Source organism: Haloarcula terrestris (assembly GCF_031624315.1).
GTDB classification, from domain to species: Archaea; Halobacteriota; Halobacteria; order Halobacteriales; family Haloarculaceae; genus Haloarcula; species Haloarcula terrestris.
Genome location: NZ_JAMQOM010000002.1, coordinates 345153 through 363160, shown reverse-complemented (window position 1 = coordinate 363160; position 18008 = coordinate 345153). Strand labels below are relative to the sequence as shown.

23 protein-coding genes are annotated in these 18008 nt (G+C 64.5%); 13 read left to right on the top strand and 10 right to left on the bottom strand.

The genetic code is table 11. The features are described from left to right. Positions 1-76: 76 nt before the first annotated feature. Complete coding sequence (locus tag NDI54_RS05705; protein WP_310895507.1) at positions 77-2848, bottom strand: PAS domain S-box protein; 2772 nt, start codon at positions 2846-2848, stop codon at positions 77-79. A gap of 218 nt (positions 2849-3066) precedes the next feature. Here NDI54_RS05705 and NDI54_RS05700 point away from each other — a divergent pair, with 218 nt between their 5' ends. Both NDI54_RS05700 and NDI54_RS05695 read left to right on the top strand, forming a co-directional pair. After that, positions 3067-4491, top strand: a complete 1425-nt coding sequence (locus tag NDI54_RS05700; RefSeq protein ID WP_310895506.1) for an APC family permease — start codon at positions 3067-3069, stop codon at positions 4489-4491. After that, the gene (locus NDI54_RS05695; RefSeq protein ID WP_310895505.1) at positions 4491-5183 is read left to right on the top strand and encodes a universal stress protein; all 693 of its coding nucleotides are present in this window, start codon (positions 4491-4493) and stop codon (positions 5181-5183) included. Before NDI54_RS05700 ends, NDI54_RS05695 begins: the two co-directional genes overlap by 1 nt. A gap of 12 nt (positions 5184-5195) precedes the next feature. Here the strand turns inward: NDI54_RS05695 and NDI54_RS05690 are convergent, their stop codons facing one another. Continuing rightward, the gene (locus NDI54_RS05690; RefSeq protein WP_310895504.1) at positions 5196-5822 is read right to left on the bottom strand and encodes a hypothetical protein; all 627 of its coding nucleotides are present in this window, start codon (positions 5820-5822) and stop codon (positions 5196-5198) included. After that, entirely contained in the window at positions 5819-6457 is a 639-nt protein-coding gene (locus NDI54_RS05685) for a hypothetical protein (RefSeq protein WP_310895503.1), read from the bottom strand. The genes NDI54_RS05690 and NDI54_RS05685 overlap by 4 nt, the downstream gene beginning before the upstream one ends. 74 nt (positions 6458-6531) lie before the next feature. Between NDI54_RS05685 and NDI54_RS05680 the strand changes: the two genes are divergently transcribed. Further along, entirely contained in the window at positions 6532-7134 is a 603-nt protein-coding gene (locus NDI54_RS05680) for a metal-dependent hydrolase (RefSeq protein ID WP_310895502.1), read from the top strand. A gap of 24 nt (positions 7135-7158) precedes the next feature. Here NDI54_RS05680 and NDI54_RS05675 read toward each other — a convergent pair whose 3' ends face one another. The 3 genes from NDI54_RS05675 to NDI54_RS05665 form a co-directional block, all read right to left on the bottom strand. Then, the gene (locus NDI54_RS05675; protein WP_310895501.1) at positions 7159-7410 is read right to left on the bottom strand and encodes a KEOPS complex subunit Pcc1; all 252 of its coding nucleotides are present in this window, start codon (positions 7408-7410) and stop codon (positions 7159-7161) included. Between the two features lie 79 nt (positions 7411-7489). Continuing rightward, positions 7490-7624 (bottom strand): DNA-directed RNA polymerase subunit P, encoded by a 135-nt coding sequence (locus tag NDI54_RS05670; protein ID WP_004517024.1) that lies wholly within the window; start codon positions 7622-7624, stop codon positions 7490-7492. 26 nt (positions 7625-7650) lie between these two features. Continuing rightward, positions 7651-7959, bottom strand: coding sequence for a 50S ribosomal protein L37ae (locus NDI54_RS05665; protein ID WP_310895500.1), 309 nt, complete (start codon positions 7957-7959; stop codon positions 7651-7653). An 85-nt stretch (positions 7960-8044) separates the two neighbouring features. Between NDI54_RS05665 and NDI54_RS05660 the strand changes: the two genes are divergently transcribed. Next, the gene (locus NDI54_RS05660; protein WP_310895499.1) at positions 8045-8269 is read left to right on the top strand and encodes a hypothetical protein; all 225 of its coding nucleotides are present in this window, start codon (positions 8045-8047) and stop codon (positions 8267-8269) included. A 36-nt stretch (positions 8270-8305) separates the two neighbouring features. Next, a complete protein-coding gene (locus tag NDI54_RS05655) occupies positions 8306-8950 on the top strand; it encodes a hypothetical protein (RefSeq protein WP_310895498.1) in 645 nt (214 codons plus the stop codon). Between the two features lie 17 nt (positions 8951-8967). On the opposite strand, the gene NDI54_RS05650 is transcribed toward NDI54_RS05655, so the two are convergent. Then, on the bottom strand, positions 8968-9696 hold the full coding sequence (locus NDI54_RS05650; protein ID WP_310895497.1) for a DUF2103 domain-containing protein: 729 nt from the start codon (positions 9694-9696) through the stop codon (positions 8968-8970). Positions 9697-9895: 199 nt separating this feature from the next. Next, positions 9896-10732: a pantoate kinase gene (locus NDI54_RS05645; RefSeq protein ID WP_310895496.1), complete on the bottom strand. Its 837-nt coding sequence runs from the start codon at positions 10730-10732 to the stop codon at positions 9896-9898. Positions 10733-10894: 162 nt separating this feature from the next. Between NDI54_RS05645 and NDI54_RS05640 the strand changes: the two genes are divergently transcribed. The 4 genes from NDI54_RS05640 to NDI54_RS05625 all read left to right on the top strand — a co-directional run bounded on the left by NDI54_RS05640 (position 10895) and on the right by NDI54_RS05625 (position 12468). After that, the gene (locus NDI54_RS05640; protein WP_004517029.1) at positions 10895-11197 is read left to right on the top strand and encodes a UPF0175 family protein; all 303 of its coding nucleotides are present in this window, start codon (positions 10895-10897) and stop codon (positions 11195-11197) included. Further along, the gene (locus tag NDI54_RS05635) at positions 11194-11703 is read left to right on the top strand and encodes a hypothetical protein (RefSeq protein WP_310895495.1); all 510 of its coding nucleotides are present in this window, start codon (positions 11194-11196) and stop codon (positions 11701-11703) included. Before NDI54_RS05640 ends, NDI54_RS05635 begins: the two co-directional genes overlap by 4 nt. 134 nt (positions 11704-11837) lie before the next feature. Next, positions 11838-12227 (top strand): prefoldin subunit beta, encoded by a 390-nt coding sequence (locus NDI54_RS05630; RefSeq protein WP_310895494.1) that lies wholly within the window; start codon positions 11838-11840, stop codon positions 12225-12227. Positions 12228-12231: 4 nt separating this feature from the next. Then, the gene (locus tag NDI54_RS05625) at positions 12232-12468 is read left to right on the top strand and encodes a DUF3194 domain-containing protein (RefSeq protein ID WP_310895493.1); all 237 of its coding nucleotides are present in this window, start codon (positions 12232-12234) and stop codon (positions 12466-12468) included. Positions 12469-12525: 57 nt separating this feature from the next. On the opposite strand, the gene NDI54_RS05620 is transcribed toward NDI54_RS05625, so the two are convergent. Together NDI54_RS05620 and NDI54_RS05615 are read right to left on the bottom strand one after the other, a co-directional pair. Continuing rightward, positions 12526-12852 carry a hypothetical protein gene (locus NDI54_RS05620; RefSeq protein ID WP_310895492.1) on the bottom strand — a complete coding sequence of 109 codons (327 nt, stop codon included), beginning with the start codon at positions 12850-12852 and terminating at the stop codon, positions 12526-12528. A 76-nt stretch (positions 12853-12928) separates the two neighbouring features. Further along, the gene (locus NDI54_RS05615; protein ID WP_310895491.1) at positions 12929-13444 is read right to left on the bottom strand and encodes a hypothetical protein; all 516 of its coding nucleotides are present in this window, start codon (positions 13442-13444) and stop codon (positions 12929-12931) included. A gap of 317 nt (positions 13445-13761) precedes the next feature. On the opposite strand from NDI54_RS05615, the gene NDI54_RS05610 reads away from it, so the two are divergent. The 4 genes from NDI54_RS05610 to NDI54_RS05595 all read left to right on the top strand — a co-directional run bounded on the left by NDI54_RS05610 (position 13762) and on the right by NDI54_RS05595 (position 17882). Next, complete coding sequence (locus NDI54_RS05610) at positions 13762-14223, top strand: bifunctional nuclease family protein (RefSeq protein WP_310895490.1); 462 nt, start codon at positions 13762-13764, stop codon at positions 14221-14223. Between the two features lie 43 nt (positions 14224-14266). Continuing rightward, on the top strand, positions 14267-14923 hold the full coding sequence (locus tag NDI54_RS05605; protein WP_310895489.1) for an HAD family hydrolase: 657 nt from the start codon (positions 14267-14269) through the stop codon (positions 14921-14923). Between the two features lie 106 nt (positions 14924-15029). Continuing rightward, positions 15030-17483 (top strand): bacterio-opsin activator domain-containing protein, encoded by a 2454-nt coding sequence (locus NDI54_RS05600; protein WP_310895488.1) that lies wholly within the window; start codon positions 15030-15032, stop codon positions 17481-17483. Between the two features lie 99 nt (positions 17484-17582). Beyond that, positions 17583-17882 (top strand): HalOD1 output domain-containing protein, encoded by a 300-nt coding sequence (locus tag NDI54_RS05595; protein WP_310895487.1) that lies wholly within the window; start codon positions 17583-17585, stop codon positions 17880-17882. Positions 17883-18008: the final 126 nt, after the last annotated feature.

Here is an 18008-nt window from a genome sequence, read left to right as displayed (position 1 = left end):
TTAACCGTATGCCTAGATGGCTAGGCAGGGTTCGAAAACGGCACGATAATCGCCCTCAACAGCCGGTTCAGTCAATTCAATTGACATCAAACACGGCGTCGATGAGGTTTCGCTCCGCCCGTCGGAGATGCTGATGGAGTGTCGGTGAGGCGATACCGAGTGTCTCCGCGAGTTGCTCGGCGTTCGTGTCCCGTGGCCAGGCGTAGTACCCCGTCAAAAAGGCCGTACGAAGGACTTCCTGCTGGCGATCCGTCAGGTTCTCACGCGGGTCCGTCTCCGTATTGGCCGGCGCGTACTCCCGCTCACATTCCTGTTTGGCCGTCAGTGTGAAGTCCGATGCACAGGTGGCGAGCGCCTCCCGTATCGCTCTGGAATCAGCGTCCGGGGGCGCCTCAACGGTTATTGAGAGCGTCCCACCGTCGACGGTCATCGCCCGGCGGCGAGCACCGACATCCAGCAGGAGCGATTGGATGGTTTCCGCGACCCGCAACTCGACGACGCCCCCGTCATCGTCCGTACGGACGACCCGCGTATCGAGAATCTCCGAGTGAGAGCGGAGGCTGTCCGAGACCGTCTCGGCCGATGCCCCGCTGACAGAGAGATACTGGAGATGGGCCGTCCCGATATCGACACTGCCCGTGGCTTCGAGCCGACAGCCGTGCGCGTTCGCCACCGCGATAAGGGGGGTGTCCGGGCTCTGCGATTCGAACGTCAGTTCGAGAACGGTGTCGTGGGACAACAGCCGTCTGTTCTGGACGGCAGTGAATGCGTACCCGACCATTTCACCGAGAACGGCGAAGCTCTCGACGATCCGAGGACTGAACGCTCCCGGTTGGTCGGCGCACACGCAGAGCACTCCGTGGACGATATCGCCCTGCACCAGCGGAATCGCAGCGACGGATTCGAATCCCCGCGCACGGGCAGCGGTCCCCCACCGCTCGAACTCGGCTTCGTCGCCACAGTCCTGAATGGTCTGGACCGTGCCCGTCACGAGTGCCGTTTCGCACGGGCCGCGGCCAGCATCGTCAGCAAGAGTGATGTCGTCGAGAGCGCCGTCATCGTCGCCGGCCATCGTTGTCGGAACGAGCCTGTCGCTCGCGCCGGCTCGCTCGCCGATCCACGCGACCTCACAGAGGTCCGATTCGACGATACGGTCACACACTATCGCTTCGATCTCGTCGCGTGTCGCCGCCCCGCCCAGGGCGTGAATGAGATCCTGAATCAGCATGTTGACCCCGTTGAGCGTCACCAGTTCGTCGCGCTGTCGTTCGACCGCTTCCTGGCGTTTCCGCTCCTCGGTGATGTCCTGATGGATCCCGACCGCCCGGATCGCCTCGCCGTCGTCGTTCCACTCAAACACCTTGCCGATGTCCCGAATCCACTTCCACTCGCCGTCTTTCGTCCGCATTCGGAACTCGTGCTGATACATGTCGGTTTCCCCCGATTTGAGCTCCCCGAGCGCTTGTTCCGCCTGGTCGATGTCGTCCGGATGGACGAGATCAGCCCACGTCTGGTAGTTCGGTTCCAGTTCGTCCGTGGTATAGCCCAACATCCCGGTCCAGCGCTCGTCGAACGTGACGTTGTTTGTTTTGGGGTTCCAGTCCCAGACGCCGAGTTCCGCGCCCTCGATTGCGAAGTTCAGCCGTTCAGTCATCTGCTGGTACTCCCGCTCGCGTTCGCGCCGCTCCGTGATGTCCCGAGCGACGCCGATCAGTCCGCGGTAGGTCCCCCCGTCGTCGTGAACCAGCGTGTAGTTGATCGACACGTCGCGTTCGGTCCCGTCTTTCCGGCGGAACACCAGGTCGGCCGTCGTACTGTTTTCATCGGGCGTCTCGAGCAGTTGCTCGATGGTTTCCTGCCCCTTCGAGAGCTCGCCGGGAGCGAGAATCGTTGCGACATGTTCGCCCTGTAATTCCGCCGGCTCGTAGCCCAGATTCGTCGCAAACGACGCGTTACAGAAATCGATGACGCCCCGCTCGTCGAGCGTGTAGAGCCCGTCCTGTGCCTGCTCGACAAGCGGCTCAAGCAGCGCCGTGCGGGCGTCCCGCCGGGCGGTTTCGGTGACATCCTCCAGCAGGACGAGCGTGAACCCGCCCGCGGCCTCCGGCAGTCGATAGCCGCGCCGGAGGAGATACCGGTCGCGCTCGCCGCCGGTCACGCGGACAGTGACCGGGTCGGTCGGTGAGTTCCGAAGCCGCCGGAGCTGTCGCTGGCCGCTGGCCGTGTCCGGGAGCACCGCGGCCATGCAGTCGTAGAACGTGTCGTGCTGGCACTCTTCGGTATCGGTTCCGCTGACGAACGCCGTCACTGATTCGCTCGACCAGCGTATCACTCCGTCATCCGTCAGCAGGACCGCGATTTCGTCCGCGTCGGCCCGGCTTTCGATATCGGACAGAGACTCTTGGAGCGCGGACTCGGTTCTATCGCCCGCTGTCGAGACGACGCTGACGATCTTCTCCGCCAGGAACGCCCACCGAATGGCCCCGTCGTGCTTCCGAACGACAGTCTCTGCACAGTCGAAGAGGCCGTCGGCGCTGTCCTGGGCAACGTCGGTGTGGAGCACGACCGGATAGCGGTCGTTCGACACCAGTGCGTCCGGAATCTCGCCCAGCCCAGCCGGGTCGAGGACGAGACAGGACACCGCCGTCGACGCGGCCGCCTCCAGCGCGGCGTCCGTGGTCGCCACGCTCGTCACCGAGATGTCGGCGCTCTGGTCAGCCATGACCTCGTGGATCTCCTCGCGTGCGGTCGCATCGGCGTCGAGATACACGACTTCGATCACGCGGCTGGCCGGCTCGGTCTGGCGAGTTCCCGCTACCGCAGGACCGTCGAAATCGTTCTCTATCATCGCCGTGGCACGGTTTTCACTCACTTCCCCGAGGCGTAATAATTGTTCGGCGGTGACGGTCGCGACCGACGAATGCAGTCGCTGTGAAGCTATAGTAGCCATTGCAAATCAATGCACACCTGATCGCACGACGGCGGTGCGATCAGTGTGTAAATCGGTTCAATTGTTACTATAGACGACACTGGGGAATTAACACGCCGCCTGCGGTACCCGTAGACATGCCTCCAGAATCCGGCGGGACCAACATTGCGGGTGAGTCCCCTGTCACCGAAACCGTCGTCGAGACTGACGAGGCGACAATCACGGACGACGCCGAACTCGAACGGACACTGGGACTGCGCGGCGGTCTTGCGATCGGTATCGGGACGATGATCGGAGCGGGAATCTTCGTGTTCCCGGGGTTGGCTGGCGCGGAGGTCGGGACGGCCGCGACGGCGTCGTTCGCTGTCGGTGGCGTCATCGCGTTGCTGGTGGCGCTCCCGACCTCCGAACTGGCGACCGCGATGCCGAAAAGCGGCGGCGGGTACTACTTCATCTCCCGCGGTCTTGGCACGCTCGCGGGCACCGTTATCGGCCTCTCGCTGTGGCTCGGCCTGGTGTTTGCGACTGCGTTCTATCTCGTCGGTCTCGGGTTCTATGCGCTGGATGGACTCGCTGTGGTCGGTATCACCGTCGGTGCGAGTCCGGAACTCATCGTCTCCGTTATCGCCGTCGTCGCTGGAATCGGGTTCACAGTCTTGAATATCACAGGGACTGAGAACGCGGCGAAGCTCCAGAACGGTATCGTCGCACTGTTGCTGTCGATGTTAGTCGCCTTTCTCGCGTTCGGACTGCTGGATGCAGTCGGAATTGTCGACGCTGGCACGCCACCCGGCGAGGCCCAGGACGTGTGGGCGGTCGGTCCGATCATGTCCGTCGCGGCGCTGGTGTTTACCTCCTATCTGGGCTTCGCGCAGGTGGCAACCGTTGCCGGCGAAATGAAGGCTCCCGGGCGGAACCTCCCGCTTGCGATGATCGGGTCGGTGCTTATCGTGACAGTCATGTACATTGTCACGATCTTCGTTGCCACCAGCGTGTTCGACCAGCAGGCACTCGCCGCCGCCGGCGAGACGGCGATGGTGGAAGTCGGACGGGCACTCCTCGGCACCGGTGGCGCGCTGGTCATCATTGTCGGTGGCTTGCTCGCAACGATGTCCTCGGCGAACGCATCGATTCTCAGCACCTCTCGGGCTATTTACGGTGTCTCGAAAGACGCGCTGCTCCCGCGGTGGGCCAGCCGAATCAACCTGAAGTACGGCACGCCACACGTCGCTCTCGGGCTGGCCGGCGGGCCGGTGGTCGTGCTCGCTGCGACGCGGCAGGTCCAGTTGCTCGCGGAAGTCGCTTCCTTCCTCCATCTCATCATGTACGGTCTGATGTGCGTGGCGTTGCTCGCTATCCGCCGCGACGAGCCGGACTGGTACGACCCGGACTTTCGCGTCCCCGGCGGGCCGGTCATTCCCGTTATCGGCGCAGTTGCGAGTTTCGGACTCATCGCGTTCATGGACCCGCTCTCGATAGGGACCGGTGTGGTCGTCATCTTCCTGACGGCCGGGTGGTACTTCTATTACGCTCGGGACGTAACTCTGAGGGGAGCCCTGTAATGACGCGAGTGCTCGTCCCCGTCGAAGTTCTCGACGGAAAGACTGTGTCACCCGGGCTGATGACGTTGCTCGGGACTGTCGACGTGACTGTGCTGGGCTACCACGTCCTGCCCGAGCAGACGCCGGCAGATCAGGCCCGCCTCCAGTACGAAGAGCGCGCCACCGCTGCGCTGGAGGACCTCAGCGACGAGTTCCAGTCAGCCGGTGGTGCGGCCGACCACCGACTCGTGTTCACCCACGACCGTGAGCAGACAATCAAACGAATCGCCGACGAGATCCGTGCAGACGCCTTCGCAATCTCGGGGATGACCGGCACGGTCGACAACCTGCTCGTCTCGCTGTCGGGGGCGCTCAACGACGACCGTATCCTCCCGTTTGTGACGGAACTGGTCGGCGACCGCGACATCGCGGTGACGCTATTCCTCGCAAGCGACGACACCGGAGCCGACCGACTCAAAGCCGCCGCCGAGGAACTCCGAGCGGCAGGACTTACCGCCCGAACGGAGCACGCGATGGACGGCTCACCGTTCGATGCGCTCATGGACGCTGTGCCCGGACACGACGCCATCGTCATGGCAGAGCAAGCGCCGTCGTTCAGGTCGCTGTTCTTCGGCGACGAGGCCGACCGCGTGGCGTCGGCGTCTGTCGGCCCCGTGCTCGTCGTTCGCCACGAGCAGGAAACTGACGAATAGAACGCCGCCCGCTCAGTCAATAACGAACAGCCGCTCCCGAAGGGTTTCGGCGACATCGGTGAGGTGGGCCTGGCCGAACGCCGCAACGAGGAGCGCCCCGAGCGAGTTGAACATCGTATCCCGGACCGTGTCGTCGAGCCCGTGCTGGGCCAGTGGCATCGTGACGCCCGTTTCGGTGGCGACGATGTCGAGCGCGAACTCGAACAGTTCCCAGGTGACGCCGAAAGAGAGCACGACGACGAAGATGTACACGAAGAAGACACGTCCCGGGATGTGTACCTCGTCGCTGTGGAGGTCGATGGTCCGAGCAGTCGTGTACCCGAACGCCGCGATAAGCGAGGCCGACATCGCGTGGGTGAGATGGTCCCACCACTGGACCTGTTCGTAGAGACCGGCCGAACCGAGCGTGTGCAAGAACACCGCGGTCGTGATCCAGAGGGCGAGCCAGGGGTCCAGCGCGAGGTTGTAGTTTCGCTTTACCACCGCAGGAAGGAACGTGACCAGCAATCCGACACCGCCGTTCGTGATCGGCTTGGGCTGGCCGGCAACGATGCCGTAGCCGACCAGCGTGAGCAATACGAGCTGCATCGCGCGTGTGATCCGTCGCTGGTTCCGCGTCGACGGCCGCGGCAGCCTCATCGCCTCACCGTCCGTCGGATAGCACGCCAGAGACGGCGGTCCCGCCGTCTGAAGTAGCCGTCGAACAGCACACCCGCCGCGAGTCCGGCGAGCGTGACGTACAGCCATTCCGTCATCAGCGCTTCATTGGTCGTGAGGTAGGTGGTGCCGAGGTACCGGTCGGCGTTCCACCGGAACACCGTCCAGGCCGCCACTGCGGCGAGCGTCGTCAAGACGACGAGACAGACGGCGAACCAGTGGGTGACTTCGAGCGTCGTAAACATATGCAGTTCCACGATGACGAGCAACGCCAGGGCAGCCAGCGAGAGGTAGCTGGCGAAGGTTCCGACGGTGCCCCCGACGAGTCCGCGGACGAGGATGGGGAGCAATGCGAGAACCAGTAGTTCCCAGGGGAGCATCACGCGCCACTCGCGGTAGGCCACCGGCGGAACGAGGACGACGATCCCGACGACACCGACGAACAGTATCCACTGGTAATCAACGTCGAGGACGCTTTCGGCGAACACGACCGTGAGAATCGAGACGAACGCCCACGCGATCACCGCATTCGTTCGCCCATCTCGGAAGAGGCGCTCGAACGCGTCTTCAAGATCGAGTGTCCCGTCACTGTCGGGACCACCGGGACCGTCACTCATTGCCTCGAACTGAGATACGACGGTGAATAAACCCAGCGACGTATTTATACCGCGAACAGCCCCTTTAGAGGTATATGATGCTGCCGACGCACGCGATAGCGGGGCTCGCCATCGCAGCGCCGCTACTCGTGCTCGCACCCGGCCACGCGACGGTCGCGCTGGCCGGCGGTCTCGTCGGTGGGATTCTCCCCGACCTCGACCTGTATTCGGGCCACCGGCGGACACTGCACTACCCGACTGGGTACACGCTCGCGGCGGTCCCAGCCATCCTCGGGGCTGCCGTCCTCCAGACCCCGCTGCTCGTCACGCTTGCGTTCGTCCTGCTGGGTGCGGCGCTGCACTGCCGGATGGACCGGTACGGCGGCGGCCTCGAACTCCGGCCGTGGGAAGCCACGTCCGAGCGCGCCGTGTACGACCACGTTCGCGGCCGGTGGCGCACGCCCAAGCGATGGATACAGTACGACGGGGCACCCGCGGACGTAGCGCTGATGGTACTCGTCGGTACGCCGCTACTCGTCGTTCTGGACGGGCCGTTCCGGTGGGTCATCGCTGTGGCCCTCGTCACTGGCGCGGTGTACGGCCTCCTCCGCCGCCGGTTGGCGACGCTCGCCCCGAAGGTGTTCGGAAACGTCCCCGAGCCGGTTACGGAGTACGTTCCGGACCGTTACCAGCAGTAACTCCGCTGCCGAACTGCCACCCGCTCAGTCACAGCCGCCGGAAACGGTCTCTGCAACGCCACGCAGCGTCAGCCACGTGTTGATGCCAGCCCGCAAGGCAACGAGGTCGGCCGCCTCGACAATGATCTCGACCCGCTGTCCGTCCCGACTGAGCCTCGCAGTCGTCCGGTCGCCCTCGATGTCGTCGATTTCGGGGCGGATGCTGCGCTCGATAGCGCGGGCGCGGTCGGCGGTGTCGTACTCGGCAGCGAGACGGGTCTGGTGTGGGGCCGTCATCCTGTGCTGAAGTCGTCGTGGTGGGCGTCGATACGGCAATAGTCGGGAGAATCGGCGTCGGCGACTGTGCCGCCGGCAGTCAGTTGACGTTGATCTCTTTCACGTCGGGGGACCGCTCCTTCAGCAGGACGCGGTGTCCGCAGTACGGGCAGCGAACGCCGCCGTACTCGTCCAGCGTCACGTCGCGCTTACAGCGTGAACACTTGTAGCTCATAACTGAAAGATAGGGATGAAGGTCCTTTACTCCTCGTCTTCGGCCAGTGCGGCACGAATGGAGCGTCGGACGGTCTTGCCGCCGGGCGTCTCCGGCTTGTAGCTGCCGCCGGTGTACTTGTAGTCACAGTAGCTGCACTGCCAGATGCCCGTGCCCTGGCGGTCGACACGGTCCTCGCCGCAGTTCGGGCAGGTGTGATCCTCGTTCATCTCCGATTCGATCTCCGCGACGCGGCGTCGGGACACGCGCCCGTAGCGAGCGCCGAAACGGCCCGAGCTGCCGGTCTTTCCGCTCTTGCTAGCCATAGTGGTCTGTTGTCCGCCGAGCGGCCACATAAGGCCTTCGAGATGCGGTCCGGTCGACCGACTGCGTCTGGGAGCCACAGGAATTAACAGAGTCCGTCAGCAACCGCCGACCGACATGGACGAGATACTCGACATCGTTGACCTCGTCGCGGATTCCGGCTTCGAGGGGATCGTCACGTGGCTCGTGCGACTCGTCGGTCTCGTCGCGCTACTTGGCGGCCTCGGGCTGTGGCTGCTCACGGATATGGGACTGCTCGTCGTGCCAGCGGTGTTGATACTCGTCGGCCTGGTCCTGCTCGTCGCCCCCAGCATCCTCCTGTTAGCCGCGGAGCTAGCCTAGGAAACTCCAAGGGGGAGACGGGCGAACCGCCGTTCGATGGCAGCGTTCGACGCGGTCCGCAGTCGCCTCTGGCGGGTTGCGCCGGCCACGAGCGGGCGGCTCACGGCCTCTGAGTTCCTGCTGTCGGGCGCGGCGGCCGGCCTGCTCGGCTGGGGCGGCACACAGATATTCGCGTGGTCGAGCCGCGCCACCGGGGCGTTGCTCGCTACGGCGCTGTGGGTCGTCCTTATCGGCGGCTTCGTCGGCCTGACGGTCCTTCATGCGCCCGAGTCCGTCCGCTTCTCCGACGCGATGCTCGCCTGGGGGACGGTCAACACCGTCGCGACGGCGCTAACCGTCGGCGGCCTCCTCGGTGTCGTTCCCGAACAACTCGCGTTCTGGCACGCCTGGGTCGCCGCGTTAGCCGTCGGCTACTGCTGGACCGGCGGCGTCCTCGAAGGGGCTGGTCAACCCGTTCGCGGACGGGGCTATCTGGGTGCTGGTGTCGTCGGTCTCGGTCTGCTGTTTGTCGGGGCGGCGTCGTTCTCACTGGTTGCTCCAACAGGCTATCTGGCACTCGCCGCGCTCCACGCAACTCCCATGGTCCTCGACGTGCGGACGGCGCTGCCGGCGATTCATCGGACTGGTGTCGTCGGTGTCGCGGTGACCGCCGCTGTTGTTCTCGGCGTCATTGTGGCCTGACCGGTGTGACGCAGGCGCTACTCCTGCAGGTCGGCCTCTTGCAGCGCCTCGTTCAGGTCGGCCCGGACGTGTTCGCCGAGTTCACGGTCGCCGGCCGTCGTGACGACGCGGTTCTCCTGGACGCTGGAGCCGTCGCGGATGAGAACCCGGACGTTGCCGTTGGCGTCGGCGCGGGTCGCCTTCGCTCGAACGCCTGTCGGCGAGCTCGCGCCGCCGGCGTCGATGGGGCCGGGAATGACCTTCTTGACGTGGGGGTGGCCGGCGACGGTCTGGATGACCCGCTGGCCCGACCGGCCGCCGATGAGCGTCGAGTGGCTCCCGCCGAGTTTCTCCGCCGGCGCGGCGTCGACCACTTCGAGGGCGGGTTCGCCCTGCCGGTCGATGACCCGCTGGACCGGGTCGTCGCCCTCGACGCGGAAGAACTCGTAGTGCAGTTGCGGGCGGACGGCGGCGATAACGTCGCGGTCGCCCGTGACGTACACCTCCTCCGGTCGTTTCCGTCGGACCTCGTCGGCGACCAGACCAGCAAAATTCCGGAGTTCGACGACGACGGTTTCGTCGCTCCCCTCGCCCTCCGGCGTCGTCGTCACCGTGCGCTGGCCAACGACCGACCCGTCCAGCAGCGATGTCACCGTCGCCCGATCACGGTCGAGTTCGAGGACGACAGCGTCCGTGTTGGCAGTGTGACAGACCAGGCAGTAGTCGCCCGGGCGGTCAAGCGGCGTGGCACACTGCCGACAGTCCATAGCAGTGGCTACGGGTCCGCGCTGATAAGGAAGCCGGTTCGTCGACTAGTCGTGGTCAATCGGAAGGACACCAATTCGAACGGCCAGCAAGCCGCCCCTTTCAGTCCCGCCCAGCCTGGAATGTCTGACCTGCTTGAGAGAGCTTGTCGTAGCCGCCAATCTTCGACTAACTACCCCAACTCCGACCTCAGCAACAGGATCAGCCCTCGTCCTCGATGGTTGCGCCGGGCGGGTAGATGGCACATACGTTGGCATCGTAGCCCGCATCGGTGAGGCCAGTCCCAAGCGCGAACACCGTCTCGCCGAGCATCGCCATCGCCGCGTCCCCGCCAGCTTCGGCCACGTCGTCGATGACGCCTTTGACATCCGGTGTCAGCAGCTCCGCCTCGCGGGAGAACTGCCGCGAGGCTTGCACGAACGTCGACAGCGTCGGCTCCTTCACGACAGTCGAGAGCGCGCGCTCGCCGGCAGCCGTCAAGGTCTCCGTGTCGCCGCTGACCACGTCCGCGGTCGACAGTTCGCCGAGCGTCACGTACTCGACGCGGCTGCGGGCCGGGATGGCATCGAGGTAGTTGAACTGCGGCCCGCCGGGTTCGAGTCGGAGCGGGACACCGCCGCGTGCCTGCGCGACAACATCGCCGAGGCCCGAGCCGGCCTGGACTTCCGCGCCGTGGGCAATGGTCACCAGTTCGTTGTACGAGAGCCCGTGGCCGAAGACGGCGTTTGCCGCCAGCGCGGTGCCCAGCGCCAGCCCGCCGGAGACGCCAAAGCCCGACCCGAGTGGGAGCGGCGTCTCGGCGGTAACGGTCGCCGGCGTCCGCAACCCATCCAGCACGCGCTCGACAGCCTCCATCTCGATTTCCTCGCCGTTCAGTGTGATCTCGGTCTCAGTCCCGCGGCTAACGGTGACGGAAACGCCGTCGGACAGGGCCAGTCCGCCCCCGCGAGAGCCGGTCTCGACCGGGTCATCGCCCCGGTCGACGGTAAAAAAGCCCGTGACGTGGCCGGGCACGAACGCGTGTGCTTCGTCGCTCATTGCCTCCCCGTGGGACTCAGTGGCGTTAAGGATTGGTGGTCGCCTTGTGCTTTCGTCTCCCGTGACTGGCAGACGCTCTCTCCGCTCAGAGTTTCAAAAGACCGACAGGCAGTTCTCCGACCCGTAGTTTGATGTGCGTTTACGGCGGATGACTGTGCAAACATGCCGACAATCAGCGCGCGGCTCCCGAGCGAAGAGAAAGACGAACTGGACGACGTTGCCGAGTTGCTTTCCGAGGACCGGTCGACGACGATTCGGAAGGCCCTCCGGGAGGGACTGGAGACGCTCCGGCTCCGCGTCGCCGTCGAGCAGTACCAGTCTGGCGACGTATCGGCGGCCGAAGCCGCACAGCTCGCGGACCTCTCCATCGCGGAGTGGCTCGACGTGGCCCGCGAGCGAAACCTGACAACACAGCTCGAACTGTCCGACCTGGAGCTCGACGCCGACACGGCCGCGGAGCTATGACCCGCATCTACGTCGGGCCGACAGCATTGTACTCGCTGGGCCAGGTGGGTGAGCTATCGCTGCTGGACTCGTTCGACGGCGACATCGTCATTCCCGAGCCCGTCATCGACGAGGTCCAGGTCGAACCGACTGCGACCAATCTGGCAGAGTACCGCGAAAACGACATCGACACCGCCGTCGACGAGGACCGCATCGACCAGGCCGAGTCCCTGCTCGGCGACGCTGACCTCGGTGCCGCAGTGACGGTGCTCGCCGGCGTGCTGGCCCACCGCGACAGCGACGACCGCGCCGCCGTGGCTGTCGTCTCCGAGGACCGCACCGTCCGCCGGATGGCGCAAGGACTCGGGGCCGAAGTGACGAGCAGCTTCGGCGTCGTGGTCCGGGCCGCCATCGAGGACAAGTACCTCAAACCGACCCAGGCAAAGCGAATCGTCAGGCGCATCGATCAGCATGGGATGCATCTGACCGGGGAATTGCGAGAGCGGGCAGTCGGCGAGGTCGCGTAGCTCTGTCGTAGATAATACGGTAACGGATTTCATCGTCGAGGTTTCGGCAGAACAGCGCATGCACCAGCCGCCGCCCGTCCCGCTGCTGAGGTTGAAAGCGTGGGTTTAACAGTGCGGCCCCCAACTCTGGAGATATGCAGGGTAATCTTCCGCCTGAAGCACAGGAGAAGCTCGAGGAACTGCAGGACCTTCAGCAGACAGCACAGCAGGTCGCCGCACAGAAACAGCAGGCCGAGACAGAGCTCCAGGAGTCCCAGACGGCTCTGGACGAGCTCGACGACATCGACGAGGACTCGACCATGTACCGCGAGGTCGGTGAACTACTCGTGAAGACCGAGTTCGCCGAGGCCAAGGACGACCTCGAAGAGAAGGTCAACAGCCTCGAAGTCCGCGTCGAGACGCTCGAAAAGCAGGAAGAGCGTGTCCAGGAGCAGTTCGAAGAGCTCCAGAGCGAGCTCCAGCAGATGCTCGGCGGCGCGGGCGGCGCGGGTCCGGCCGGCGGTCCCGGCGCTGGCGGCGCATAAGGCGATGCCGACAGACGATGAGGTCGTCGAGACAGCCTCGACCGCGGCCGAAGACGTTGTGTTCTCTCGATACGATGTCGGTGCGGTCGAGGACCTCGACGTGACTGTCACCTTCGAAGACGGCGTCCTAGATGTCGACGTGTACGTCAACGCGCCCGACAGCCGGCAGGACGAAGCACGGGTCGCGGACGACGCCGCCCTCGCCGCACGGGCCGCCGTCGACGACCTGTTCGAAGAATAGGGACCCGTACCGGCACGGGCAATCACTCGGTATTTTACGGCTGCCGCGACTGGACCGTCAGTCGTGGCTGTCGACGGCCGGGTCGCCGGTCCGGTCGCTGGCGAATCCGGTTCGGAACGCAATCCAGCCCAGCACTGAGACGAACAGGATCGGCGGGAGAATCATGAACCCCCACAGCGGGTCCAGTCCCCAGCCAAGTAACAGCGCCAGGTCGAGCAGGCCGATAGCGAGAAACGGCGAGACGAACAGGAGGGCGCGCTTCCGGTTCATTCCGTCCGACGACTCCGCTCCCGACGAGTCCTCGTCGCCCGCGAGTAAGTCCGCCGTCGTGCGGTCCCCGGTTCCGTCGTCAGCGTGGACGCTGGACTCGGCGGTGTCTTCCATACAACCCTCTCGGGGTTCAGCAAGCAAAAAAACCGCGCTTGGTCAGTCGGTCTGGGGAGAGCCGTCAGGTCAGGGGTTACGCGTCGCCGTCGGCGTCGTCGTCCGCAGTGGCGTCGTCAGTGGCCGCGTCGTCATCTGTGGCCGCGTCATCGGTCGATTGTTCGTCGTCAGCGTCCTCAGACACTGATTCGGTTTCGTTCTCGGCCTCGTCGCTCTCGTCGCCCGGCGTCAGTTCGCTGATCTGTGCGCCCAGGTCGCCAGTGAGGTCGCCGGCCTGCTTCTGTCCGATGAGGGTGTGAATCTCGCTGACGAAGTCAGGAACCTGTCCGGGGAGAGCCGACGGCGGGCCGCGCTGGTCGCCTGCGTTACCGGCGTCAGCGGGCGGACCGCGGCGGTCGGCCGCCTCGGCAGCGCCGCCCGACTCGTTCTCAGTGTCCGCTGTGTCGTTCGCTGCCTGCTCGGCTGCGTTGCCTGCCTGTGCGTTGTCCGCGTGGTCGTCGACCTGTGCGCCTGCTGCGCCGGGCAGCGCCGCCGCCGAGCCCGTGATGACGAGCACGGCCAGCAGCGCGCCGGCAATCTTTGTGAGTTGCATTGTGGTCGTTGCCTCCGCTTGACTCTCTGGTCCAGTGGCATATGAAGGGGGCAAGCCGAAAACGCGAATTAAGCCGAATTCATTCGAATTAGCGCTCATATCGTCCGTTTTAATTCGGTTTAATTCCGCTTCAGCGTACACTCGTCACGCCGTCGCGCCCAGACTGGGCTGGTGGGTGGGACGGCTGGCGGGCGCGTCGCACGGCCAGTCCGGTCGACAAGAACATCGTCGGGATCGGGCACACGACAGCGCACGGAACAGACCCCTGAAACCACCGGCGGGGTAGCTTTTCATACCCGCGAACCCAACACTGTCCCATGGAACACGATGCCACGGTCGAAGGGGTCGGCGTGGGCGTCAGCGAGGAGGGTGGCGGCACACCAGTCGTTCTGCTCCGTGCGCGCGAGGAGATCGTCCCGATCTTCGTCAGCAAGGACCAGGCCCAGTCGATGCAGTTGGCAATCGCCGGCGAACCGTTCGAGCGCCCGCTCACACACGACCTGCTGGTCGAGATGGTGACGGAGTTCGGGGGCGCCATCGACCGAGTCCGCATCGACGACCTTGCCGACGGGACCTTTTACGGAAAGATCGACGCGGAGCAGTACACCGAGGACCGGCGCAAGGACATGGTGTTCGACGCCCGCCCCTCGGATGCTATTGCAATCGCCCTCCGGGTGGACTGTCCGGTCATCGTCACCGACGAGGTCATCGACGAGGCCGGACGACCACCGGAGCAGTTCGACCAGGAAGGAGGCAGCGGTGAGGACCTGGGGCTGTGAGAACGCGAAACCTTTCTGCGTCTGTCCGCCCTTGCTGGTGTTGATGGGGTACGAATCGGTCATCTTCGACAACGACGGCGTGTTGCTGACGCTGACAGACATGGACGCACACTACGTCGGTGCGCGCCGGGCCTTCGAGGAACTCGGCGTGGTGTCGCCGTCGACGGCTCACGTCGAGGCGATGAGTATCGGCGTGACAGTGCCCGAACTCACCGAGATCTGTACCCAGTACGGTATCGACCCCGATCGGTTCTTCAGAGCCCGCGACGAGGCACTGACCGCGGTACAGCGGGCGCTTATCCGGGCCGGCGAGAAACAGCCCTACGCCGACATCTCCGTACTCGACCGACTGAACTGTCCGCTGGGCGTGGTCTCATCGAACCAGCGGGACACCGTCGCCTTCGCGTTCGAGCATTTCGACATCGGCCACTACTTCGACAGCGTCTGGGCTCGGGAACCGACGGTCGAGAGCCTCCGACGGAAGAAGCCACGGCCGTACTACATCGAGCGGGCGATGGCGGACCTCGGCGTCAGTGACGCCCTGTTCGTCGGCGACAACGAGTCCGACATCGAGGCGGCACACCGGGCCGGAATCGACTCGGCGTTCATCCGGCGGCCACACCGGGTCGACACCCGACTCGACGTGACCCCGGACTACGACGTGAGCGGGCTCGAAGACGTGGTCCGGATCGCCGGCTGAGTCACGCGTGGGTTGGGCCGTACCCGTCGCTAAAGGGCACGCAGTCATGTCGTTCTGGTACGTATACTGAAAGCAACCTTTCCCATGGCAAGTGCCGTAAAACGGTATGGAGAAGCCGGTCGGTGGAACGGACGAGAACGAACAAGCGGCACGTGACACACCGGCACAGCAGTCCCCGCCTGTGCTGTTGGAGACACTCGCCGCGCGAATGCCAGAGCCAGTGGTCGTCACTGCTGCGGACGGGGAGATCCAGATCGGGAACGACCACCTCTGTGACCTCCTCGACTCGGACCCGTCGGATGTTTTCGGGCGTCAGATAGCTGATTTCTTCCCGGACTTAACTGATGTCGACCTCGGAACCCACTGTAATCAGTCGCCGGGCTCGCCGCTGACATCGTCGTGTTCCGTCGGGGACACAGAGCGGTGGGTCGAGATCGCCTTCGAACCCCAGCAGTGGGACGACGAGGAGTTGTACCTGGGTATCGTCCACGATATCACCGAGCGTCACGAGCGGACGGAGATGCTCGAACAGTACGAGCGCATCGTCGAAACCATCGAGGACGGCATTTACACGCTCGATGAGTCGTTCACGATGCAGACGGTCAACAGCGCCGTCGAGTCGATGACCGGCTACGGCAAGGACACGCTGGTCGGGTCGAACGCGACGCTGCTGGCGGACGAATCCGTCATCGAGGAGGCCGCGGAGATGTCGCGGCAGTTCATCGAGGGCGAGCGCGACGTGGGGACGCTGACGACGGACCTCAGAACCGCTGACGGGGACACGCTCCCGATCGAGACCAAGTTCACGACGTACGACCGCAAAGACGGAAGTTACCGACAGGTCGGTGTCGTTCGGGACATTTCAGACCGGAAGCGCTTCGAGGAAACGCTCGCGGCGCTACACGAGTCAACCAGAAAGCTACTCCACACGGAAACCAAGACGGCCGTGGCCGAGCAAATACTCGAGACGGCTGTCGACGTGCTGGCGTTACCCGACGTGGAGATTTACTTGTTCGACCGAAGCGACAACACCCTCCGCAGCGTCGGCGACACCGAAGCGGATCGGAGCGACTCGATTGGACCGGGCGAAAGCACAGTGTGGGACGTGTTCGTGCGGGACAGCGCCGTCGAAGTCGGCCCCGGCGAGAGCATCGACCTCGGAAAAGGGCCGATTACGGCGGACGCGAAGCGGCTCTGTCTCCCACTGGAAGACCACGGCGTATTCTACATCGAACTGGGCGAACAACACGCTGACGCCAGGACCCGCGAGATGGTGGACCTGCTTGCCGCCAGCGCGGAAGCCGCGCTCGCGCGCGTCGACCGCGAGACGACGCTCCGCGAACGGGAGGCCGAGCGCCGCGAGCAGAACCGCGAACTGCGGCGGCTCAAGCAGGTCAACGCGATCATCCGGCGGATCGATCAGGTGCTCGTCGACGCGGACACCACCGAGGAGATCGAGCAGGCGGTGTGTGACCAGTTGGCCGACTCCCAGTGGTTCTCCTTCGCCTGGCTCGGCCGGCAGGACGCGACGGAACTCGTCCCCAGAGCGTGGGCCGGCGACACCGCCAGCTATCTGGACGCCGTCTCGCTGTCGCTGGAACGCGAGGGCGGGCCACCGGCGGTCCAGACTGCACAGTCCGAAGCGATGACTGTTGTTCCGTCTGTCGCTGACAACCTCCGTGGCGATCACTGGCGGACAGAGGCACTCTCCCGCGAGTTCCAGTCGGCGCTCAGCATCCCGCTGGAATACGACGATTTCGTCTACGGCGTCCTGACGGTGTACGCCGAGCAGGAAGACGGGTTCGACGAGATGCTCCAGGCAGTGTTTGCCGAACTCGGCGAGACTATCGCGAACGCGATACGGGAGGTCGAGTCCAGACAGCGGCGGGCCGGCGACGGCACCGTCGAACTCGAACTGTCGCTGTCGGCCCCCCAGTCGTTCCTGACGCAACTCGCTGATCAGATCGGCGTGCAGGTCGTCTGTGAGGGCGCCGTCCAGCGCAGCGACGGGGCGATCCGTCTTTTCCTCGCTATCTCGGACTGTGACCCGGCCGTCGTCGAGGAGCAGGTGACATCGATGGCTCGCGTCGACGCGATGCGGGCGATCTCGACTGACCAGCTGGATGGGCTCTACGAAGTCGTCGTGACCGGCCAGACTGTCGCGGAAACGCTGCTTGAACAGGGCGGGCGGTTGAAATCGCTACGAACCGCTCCGGACGGACTCACGGTGACGGTCGTCGTCTCGGGAGAGACCGATGTCCGACAGTTCGTCGAGCAACTCGGCGAGCGGTACGCGGGCGTCACGCTGATCGCGCGCCGTGACGGCTCGCAGTCCGACGGGCAACGCGACGGAACGGTCCGGTCGGCACTTGAAGAGCAACTCACCGACAGACAGCTCGAAGTGCTCCAGACGGCGTATCTGAGCGGCTTTTTCGATTGGCCCCGTGAGACGACCGGGCAAGAGGTCGCGTCCAGCCTGGACGTATCACAGCCGACGGTCAACCGGCATCTCCGCGTCAGCGAGCGGAAACTCCTCGAACTCGTGTTCGGCGATAGCTGAGCCGGTGCTATACTGTTAGTGGCCCAGTTTGGCCGGTCGTATCTGTATAGCCACAATCACCTTTTGTACTACTGGGGTAGGGAGAAACAGCGACGAAGCATGTCCCAAGCAAAACTGGTCTACAGACCGTCACCCAACGAACCGCTGAGCGAAACGATCGTCCACGCAGTGGCCGACACGCTGGGTGTCAATCCCGTCGACCTCGACGACCGAATCAGTGATTGCATCGACCCCGACGCGCTGGACCGACTGTTCCACCCCAACAGGGGCGACACGCCGAGTCCCAACGGGCTCGTCGTGTTCAGCATGGCCGGCTGTCGCATCGAAGTCGAAGGGAACCGGTCGGTGCTGGTGACGCCGTCACGCGACGGTTCGACGGCTGCTAGATTAGAAGCGTAGCGGTTCGCGGTTGTTCTGACTCTCACTGCCCCCAGCGGTGACCTTATTTAACAAGCGTAGATCAGATAGCAGCAGTAGTATTGTTCCCTTATTTTCTCTTCTTTCGAGGGTATGGTTCGGAGATTT

Bases quoted from the DNA above. Each gene is read 5' to 3' on its own strand.
- NDI54_RS05705 (WP_310895507.1), bottom strand. From the start codon at position 2,848: ATGATAGAGAACGATTTCGACGGTCCTGCGGTAGCGGGAACTCGCCAG.
- NDI54_RS05700 (WP_310895506.1), top strand. From the start codon at position 3,067: ATGCCTCCAGAATCCGGCGGGACCAACATTGCGGGTGAGTCCCCTGTC.
- NDI54_RS05695 (WP_310895505.1), top strand. From the start codon at position 4,491: ATGACGCGAGTGCTCGTCCCCGTCGAAGTTCTCGACGGAAAGACTGTG.
- NDI54_RS05690 (WP_310895504.1), bottom strand. From the start codon at position 5,822: ATGAGGCTGCCGCGGCCGTCGACGCGGAACCAGCGACGGATCACACGC.
- NDI54_RS05685 (WP_310895503.1), bottom strand. From the start codon at position 6,457: ATGAGTGACGGTCCCGGTGGTCCCGACAGTGACGGGACACTCGATCTT.
- NDI54_RS05680 (WP_310895502.1), top strand. From the start codon at position 6,532: ATGATGCTGCCGACGCACGCGATAGCGGGGCTCGCCATCGCAGCGCCG.
- NDI54_RS05675 (WP_310895501.1), bottom strand. From the start codon at position 7,410: ATGACGGCCCCACACCAGACCCGTCTCGCTGCCGAGTACGACACCGCC.
- NDI54_RS05670 (WP_004517024.1), bottom strand. From the start codon at position 7,624: ATGAGCTACAAGTGTTCACGCTGTAAGCGCGACGTGACGCTGGACGAG.
- NDI54_RS05665 (WP_310895500.1), bottom strand. From the start codon at position 7,959: ATGTGGCCGCTCGGCGGACAACAGACCACTATGGCTAGCAAGAGCGGA.
- NDI54_RS05660 (WP_310895499.1), top strand. From the start codon at position 8,045: ATGGACGAGATACTCGACATCGTTGACCTCGTCGCGGATTCCGGCTTC.
- NDI54_RS05655 (WP_310895498.1), top strand. From the start codon at position 8,306: ATGGCAGCGTTCGACGCGGTCCGCAGTCGCCTCTGGCGGGTTGCGCCG.
- NDI54_RS05650 (WP_310895497.1), bottom strand. From the start codon at position 9,696: ATGGACTGTCGGCAGTGTGCCACGCCGCTTGACCGCCCGGGCGACTAC.
- NDI54_RS05645 (WP_310895496.1), bottom strand. From the start codon at position 10,732: ATGAGCGACGAAGCACACGCGTTCGTGCCCGGCCACGTCACGGGCTTT.
- NDI54_RS05640 (WP_004517029.1), top strand. From the start codon at position 10,895: ATGCCGACAATCAGCGCGCGGCTCCCGAGCGAAGAGAAAGACGAACTG.
- NDI54_RS05635 (WP_310895495.1), top strand. From the start codon at position 11,194: ATGACCCGCATCTACGTCGGGCCGACAGCATTGTACTCGCTGGGCCAG.
- NDI54_RS05630 (WP_310895494.1), top strand. From the start codon at position 11,838: ATGCAGGGTAATCTTCCGCCTGAAGCACAGGAGAAGCTCGAGGAACTG.
- NDI54_RS05625 (WP_310895493.1), top strand. From the start codon at position 12,232: ATGCCGACAGACGATGAGGTCGTCGAGACAGCCTCGACCGCGGCCGAA.
- NDI54_RS05620 (WP_310895492.1), bottom strand. From the start codon at position 12,852: ATGGAAGACACCGCCGAGTCCAGCGTCCACGCTGACGACGGAACCGGG.
- NDI54_RS05615 (WP_310895491.1), bottom strand. From the start codon at position 13,444: ATGCAACTCACAAAGATTGCCGGCGCGCTGCTGGCCGTGCTCGTCATC.
- NDI54_RS05610 (WP_310895490.1), top strand. From the start codon at position 13,762: ATGGAACACGATGCCACGGTCGAAGGGGTCGGCGTGGGCGTCAGCGAG.
- NDI54_RS05605 (WP_310895489.1), top strand. From the start codon at position 14,267: ATGGGGTACGAATCGGTCATCTTCGACAACGACGGCGTGTTGCTGACG.
- NDI54_RS05600 (WP_310895488.1), top strand. From the start codon at position 15,030: ATGGAGAAGCCGGTCGGTGGAACGGACGAGAACGAACAAGCGGCACGT.
- NDI54_RS05595 (WP_310895487.1), top strand. From the start codon at position 17,583: ATGTCCCAAGCAAAACTGGTCTACAGACCGTCACCCAACGAACCGCTG.